Source organism: Clostridium sp. TF11-13AC (assembly GCF_003481065.1).
Lineage (GTDB): Bacteria > Bacillota > Clostridia > Lachnospirales > Lachnospiraceae > Otoolea > Otoolea fessa.
In genome coordinates, this window is sequence record NZ_QUKJ01000019.1 from 1,560 (window position 1) to 3,465 (window position 1,906).

3 protein-coding genes are annotated in these 1,906 nt (G+C 41.7%); 1 reads left to right on the top strand and 2 read right to left on the bottom strand.

What is annotated here, in order from left to right:
• Nucleotides 1-56 precede the first annotated feature (56 nt).
• Nucleotides 57-863, top strand: coding sequence for a helix-turn-helix transcriptional regulator (locus tag DXD12_RS15040; RefSeq protein WP_002584331.1), 807 nt, complete (start codon nt 57-59; stop codon nt 861-863).
• Between the two features lie 118 nt (nt 864-981).
• On the opposite strand, the gene DXD12_RS15045 is transcribed toward DXD12_RS15040, so the two are convergent.
• Both DXD12_RS15045 and DXD12_RS15050 read right to left on the bottom strand, forming a co-directional pair.
• Entirely contained in the window at nt 982-1,473 is a 492-nt protein-coding gene (locus DXD12_RS15045; RefSeq protein ID WP_009266803.1) for a hypothetical protein, read from the bottom strand.
• A 51-nt stretch (nt 1,474-1,524) separates the two neighbouring features.
• On the bottom strand, nt 1,525-1,902 hold the full coding sequence (locus DXD12_RS15050) for a TnpV protein (RefSeq protein ID WP_002584333.1): 378 nt from the start codon (nt 1,900-1,902) through the stop codon (nt 1,525-1,527).
• Between the last annotated feature and the right edge of the window lie 4 nt (nt 1,903-1,906).

The window sequence follows — 1,906 nt, forward strand, 5'->3', positions numbered from 1 at the left end:
ATGATATAATCCAGTTAAGCGGCAGTAATGAAACCGCCGGAAAGGAGCGTGCGCCCATGAAAGGAGCGACAAGCATACAGGAACGCCTTTGGGAACTCCGCAAGGACAAAGGCTTAAATCTGGAAGAATTATCAGAGCTGACGGGCATTTCCAAATCAGCTCTTGGCAGTTATGAAAAAGAGGATTATAAGGAAATCAATCATGGCAACCTTATCACGCTGGCAGACTTCTATGGGGTTTCCGTTGATTATCTGCTGTGCCGGACAGAGAACCGGGAGCAGATCAACACGCCACTAACAGAGCTGCATTTGAATGATGAGATGGTGGCACTTCTGAAAGGCGGTCGGATTAACAACCGTCTGCTCTGTGAGCTTGCCACTCATAAGGACTTTATCAAGTTTCTTGCGGACATTGAGATTTATGTAGATGGGATTGCCACCATGCAGATTCAAAACCTCAACGCCCTTGTCGATACTGTCCGGCATGAAATCATTGAACGGTATCGCCCCGGCGAAGACGACCCGCATTTGAAAGTGCTGCAAGCCGCCCATATCAGCGATGATGAATATTTCAGCCACATGGTTCTTGATGACCTCAATCTCATTATCCGGGATATTCGGGAAGCCCACAAAAAGGACAGCGAGAGTGCGCCCCAGACCACCGTTGCCGATGAATTGAAAGAAAATTTGGAAGCGGTTGAAAATTTCAAGGGCAGTCGGGATGAAAAGCTGGTTGTCCTTTACTGCAAGCAGCTCGGCATCAACTATAAAAATCTGTCAGACGAAGAATTTCGCTGGCTCATTCGGATTCTACAAAAATCAAAGAAAACAGGAACTCCTATCAGTCAAAGGAAAAAACGGTAAAGAAAAACCGCTGTTGCATGGTTGTGTTTGCTTCCATGTAGCAGCGGTTGGTGCTATACTTATTCAGTTAAAATTTCAAAGCGATAAAGTGGAATTTATCTTAGAAATTACAGCAATGTTATTTTGATAAACTTTCAAGAATTGAAATATCATGCTTATCTTTATCTCTTAATTCATAACCTGAGTGGAAAACTCTTTGGCCTTTTAAGGATATACAAGGAATTGTTTTTCCTTCAAAAAAAGCACTACCAAAGTAATCTTTTTCAAACTCATACCAGCCACCCTCTAAATCAGCTTGTTTTGAAGTTCCGTCCTCATTTAAAACGAACGGGTGAATGTCTAAGTAACCAAGTTCATCACTATATAACTCTATTCTAACCGGTTTCCAGTCTGTATCAATTTTATAGCCCAGATTCAAAAGCACATTTAACAATTTTTCCGTATGTTGAGCATCAAAATTTATATCTATATCTCTATGAATTCTTGTTTGTTTACCAGCTAAAATATCTACACCCCATCCGCCATCCAACCAGTATGTAATTCCAGTATTTTCGAATAATTCTATTACTTTCATTAAATCTTCTTTTGTTGTTATTTCTTTTCTACCCATACAAAGTCTCCTTTACAACTTCTAATTTGTAATAATCATTCTACCATACCGTTATGAATAAATCATCTCATGTAAAACAATTTCTTCTGCCCGGTTGTGAATGTTATTGCAACGCTGCACCCATTCCATTTGACGGGTACGCTTCAATTCCTCGGTCACGCCCTCGGCAGCTTTCATCTGCTCCATGATGGTGTCTAACCGTTTCTGTGCCTGTTCGTTCAGGTCTGCAAGATATGTCCACAATTCCCCGGTCAGGGTCAATGTGTGTAATCTGGCTGGGCAGACTTCTCTTAAATATTCCCGGTGCATCCGTCCGTACTTTCCGATGGGGCGGTGTTCCTCCGGCAACTTCAAGTCCGGGATGTAGTAATCTCCAACAAGGATATAATCAATTCCGTTTTCTTTTATTCTTGGTTTCAATTCGCTCATGTTC